This window comes from Bacillota bacterium (genome assembly GCA_040754675.1).
Lineage (GTDB): Bacteria > Bacillota > Limnochordia > Limnochordales > Geochordaceae > Geochorda.
Window position 1 is genome coordinate 1 of the sequence record JBFMCJ010000320.1, and the last position, 4,150, is coordinate 4,150.

A 4,150-nucleotide genomic window follows, 5' to 3' on the forward strand; every position below is an offset into this window, starting at 1 on the left:
GGCGGCCCGGCTGTGGGCGGTGCTGACCGTTTACGGAATCGTGGCGGCGGCCGCGGCGTTTTTGTTACGCAGCACGGGCATCGCTGTTGGCGGCGCCCTCGTCTACTATTTCGTCGAGGCGCTGGTGTCCAGCCTGATCGTCCAGTCGCGGGGGTGGCTTGCGGAGATTCGCCCCTACCTTTTGGGCAACGTGGCCAACTCGCTGGTGATGCGGCACAACCCCTTCGTGGAAGCCACCGTGGGAGCAGCGAGGCCCGGCGCCAGCTCCGTCCCGGAGATGCTTGATCCCGCGGTGGCCTGGATCGTGCTGATCGCATACGGTGCAACCTTCGTCCTGCTGAGCCTGCTTGCTTTCTGGCGCCGGGACCTCCCCGTGTGAAGCGGGAAGCAGGCACCGGGAAAACCTCGTTTTTCGTCTCCCGGTCCCTCTGAAGGGGCCAGGCGGCCGCGGATGGCCCCGAACGCATGTTGCGCCCCGACAGGTCGTGCCTTATAATGCAACTGCTCTCAATATCTTGTGGCGGGCAGGTGTTCGACTGTGCAGGGAAAGCACTATCGCTGGGGCCCCATGCAGGAGCTCATCTTCCTTGACCGGTACAGCCCGAAGGCTGCCCGTGAAGACATCCAGGTCGGGGACACCGTCGTGGTGATGACCAGCGATGACCGGCGCTACCCGGCCAAGGAGGTCGGGATCGTCGAGGCTGTGGAGGGGGACGAGGTCGCCGTCCGCCTCAAGGTGAGCGGCGAGGTGATCCGGCGCCCGCGCAGCCGCTGCGACAAGCCCCTCGAGACCCGGCCTGAACAGATGTGGGACAGGCTGGCGAGAGCCGCCGTCGAGGTCGAGGCGCCGGAGCGGCGCGAGGAGCTCCAGCGCGAATTCCGCTGGCTGCTCGACGGCTTCCGCTTCGTGCCGGGCGGGCGCATCAACCTCATGCTTGGTTCCGGGCAAAACTTGACCGCCTACAACTGTTACGTGATACCGGTGCGGGGGCGCACCCCGGATGTGCCGGCCGACTCGAGGCACGCCATCATCGACACGCTGGGCAGCATGGTGGAGACCATGGCCCGAGGCGGCGGGGTTGGCATCAACCTGTCGGTGCTGCGGCCGCGCCTGGCGTACGTGAAGGGCGTCAACGGCAAGTCGTCGGGGTCGGTCTCGTGGGGGGCGCTTTTTAGCTTTGCCACAGGGCTGGTAGAACAAGGAGGTTCGCGACGCGGAGCTTTAATGCTAATCCTCAGCGTGTGGCATCCCGACATCATCGAGTTCATCAACGCCAAGCGAGACTTTTCGGCCATCACCAACGCCAACATCAGCGTGGGCATCACGGAGGAGTTCGAGCAGGCCCTGGGGCAGGACGCGGACTGGGAGCTGGTCTTCCCGGACACGACCGACCCGGACTACGACCGGCTGTGGGACGGCGACCTGAAAAAGTGGAAGGCCATGGGCAAGCCCGTTAAGGTGTACCAGCGGGTGCGGGCGCGGGACCTGTTCCGACAGATCGTCGAGTCGGCGTGGGCCTCAGCCGAGCCGGGCTTCGTGCGGCTGGACTATGCGAATAAAATGTCGAACTCGTGGTACTACGCGCCGCTCGTCTCCACGAATCCCTGCGGTGAACAGCCGCTTCCGCCATGGGGCGTCTGCCTTCTTGGGCACCTCAATTTGGCCCGGTTTGTTGAAAACAGCGAGGTCAAATGGAACGAGCTGGGCAGGGCGGCGAGACTGGGCGTCCGGTTCCTGGACAACGTCATCGACATCACGCCGTACTTCTTCGAGGAAAACGAGCGCCAGCAGAAGATGGAGCGCCGCGTCGGCATGGGCACCATGGGCCTGGCTGAGATGCTCATCCACCTCGGAATTCGCTACGGAAGCCCTGAGGCGGTCGAGTTCGTGAACAGGCTGTACGCGTTCATCAGCAGAGAGGCGTACCTGGGTTCGGTTGAACTGGCGAAAGAGAAGGGCCCGTTCCCCATGTTCGATGCGGAGAAGTTCCTGCGGTCCGGATTCATGCAGACCATGCCAGAGGACGTGCGGCAGGCCGTTGGGAAGCACGGCATCCGCAACGTCACCTTGCTGACGCAGGCCCCCACGGGGACGACCGGTACCATGGCGGCCACGTCCACCGGTATCGAACCCTACTATGCCTGGTCTTACTGGCGCCAGGGACGGCTTGGCCGCAAGGAGATCTTCGAACCGATCGTTCAGGAGTACCTGGAAGCCCATCCCGAACTCGGGGGAGACCTGAAGAAGCTGCCGCCCTACTTCGTCACGGCGCTGCAGCTGACCCCGGAGGAGCATGTCCGCATGCAGGCGGCGATCCAGCGGTGGGTGGACAGCGCCCTGAGCAAGACGGCCAACCTTCCGTCCCACTACACGGTCGAGCAGACGCTGGAGCTGTATCAGGTTGCCATGAAGCTCGGCTGCAAGGGCGTGACCATATACCGAGACAAGTCACGCGACGAGCAGGTGCTGATGGCAAAAGACGAGGGCACGCCCGGCTCGGAGCAGACGACCGTCGTGCCGGCACAGGTCATGACTGTGCGGCGAGAGACGACGCCCGCGGGCTCGCCGCTGGACGTGGAGCCGAAGGCGGTGATCGGTGAGGTTCCGGAAGAGGTGGAGGGGTTCACCTACCGCCAGAAGACCATGGTGGGCACGGCACGGGTGGTCGTCAACGAGTATCCGAAAGGCCAGCCCTTCGAGACCATCATCGTGCTGGGCAAGGGAGGCATGGACATCACGGCGGACGCCGAGGCCATCGGTCGCCTGATCTCGCTCTACTTGCGCACCCCCAGCCCCATCAGCAACCTGGAGAAGCTGGCGTTGGTGGTCGAGCAGCTCCGCAACATCGGCGGTGCGCAGCCCTTCGGCTACGGGCCCAACAAGGTGCTTTCCATGCCGGATGCCCTGGCCAAGGCGCTCGAGCGCTACCTGAACACTCGACGCAGCGAAACCGGCGCGGCGCCGGGGATTGAGGAGCCGCAAGCGCTGACCTCGGCCCAGGTGCCCGGAGAAGAAGGCGCGGCCCGGCCCCCGGGCGTGGTCCGGGAGGACCAGCCTGCCGAGCGGTCCGAGGCGCGTGCCTCCGCAGCGGGCGGCACGGAACGCGAGGGGTCGGCGGGCCAGGTCGGCGGGTTGCGGGGGGCAGCCGAAGGCCGGGCCGCGGGCACTGAGGGTGTGGAGTCGGCTCAGGAGCTTGAGCGGGCTCGGGGCGGGGCCGAGGGAAGGGCTTCCGGGGCACGAGAGGTTGGCGACCCTGGCCTCCAGGCGCCTGCCGTGATGCTTACCCAGCCGGGCGAGGCCGCGACGAAGCATAACGGTCACCACAGGTCCCTGGCCGGGGCCGACATCTGCCCCATGTGCGGTCAGGCTCAGTACGTCCGCATCGAAGGCTGCGGGTACTGCCAGAACTGCGGGTACAGCCGCTGCTGAAAAGGCCGGCATTCTCTGGCTGTCATCGCGGATACTACCCGTAGCGCCGGCCGTGGGCCGGGTGGCCCCCGTCTGGGAAGGGGGGTGGCCATGGAGAAGGAAGGCTATCACCGGCTGCGCGAGGAGCTGGAGCGGTCGCCGTTGCGGCCGATCCTGCAGCGGCTCGACCTTCCGGACAACTTCAAAGCGTACGTCCTGGCGATGGCGACCATGGCTGCGAATAACCCGAACCGGGACCGGCGCTGAGGGGTAGCCTCAGGCGCTGCCCCTCTTCGTTCCACGGCGTTATCCGCTGCCGGAGCACCTTCCGGCACGGATCGCACACGCGCCACCCGGGGGCCAGCAGGGCCGGACCGGATGCCAGGGGCCGTCCGCACACCACGCATCGGGCGGGTGCAAGCGCGGGCTGCCCGGGCTCGAAGAACCTTTGCGCCACGGGCATCACTCCGCGCCCATCATATCACCATGACCCGGGTCTGACATGAGCAAGACGATCCTGGGTGACGGTCAGAAGCCCACCGCGAAGCCGGTGGCCAGGCGTCTCGTGGCCGCCTCCCAGGTGACGAGAAGTTCGGCCCGGCTGACCGGCCGGGCACGCGGCAGCACCCCCTCGATTGAGAGAGCAGCGTCCGGAGCCATCACCATGGTTGCCTGGTTTTCCGGTGGACTCGCGAGGGACGGAGGGGTCTGGAGCGCGACCGTCAACCGTCCCGACCCCCC

The 4,150-nt window shown here is 66.4% G+C and carries 4 protein-coding genes; 3 read left to right on the forward strand and 1 reads right to left on the reverse strand.

The features are described 5' to 3' along the window. From AB1609_15810 to AB1609_15820, 3 genes are all read left to right on the forward strand, one after another. Nucleotides 1-379: hypothetical protein (locus AB1609_15810; GenBank protein ID MEW6047918.1), on the forward strand; the 379-nt coding region annotated here is incomplete at its 5' end. A gap of 159 nt (nucleotides 380-538) precedes the next feature. Further along, complete coding sequence (locus AB1609_15815) at nucleotides 539-3,430, forward strand: adenosylcobalamin-dependent ribonucleoside-diphosphate reductase (protein ID MEW6047919.1); 2,892 nt, start codon at nucleotides 539-541, stop codon at nucleotides 3,428-3,430. A 90-nt stretch (nucleotides 3,431-3,520) separates the two neighbouring features. Then, complete coding sequence (locus AB1609_15820) at nucleotides 3,521-3,676, forward strand: hypothetical protein (GenBank protein ID MEW6047920.1); 156 nt, start codon at nucleotides 3,521-3,523, stop codon at nucleotides 3,674-3,676. A 261-nt stretch (nucleotides 3,677-3,937) separates the two neighbouring features. Here AB1609_15820 and AB1609_15825 read toward each other — a convergent pair. Beyond that, a partial coding sequence (locus AB1609_15825; GenBank protein ID MEW6047921.1) for a hypothetical protein occupies nucleotides 3,938-4,150 on the reverse strand: 213 nt, incomplete at its 5' end.

Coding starts and splice junctions, on each gene's coding strand:
- AB1609_15820 (MEW6047920.1), top strand. CDS start 3,521: ATGGAGAAGGAAGGCTATCACCGGCTGCGCGAGGAGCTGGAGCGGTCG.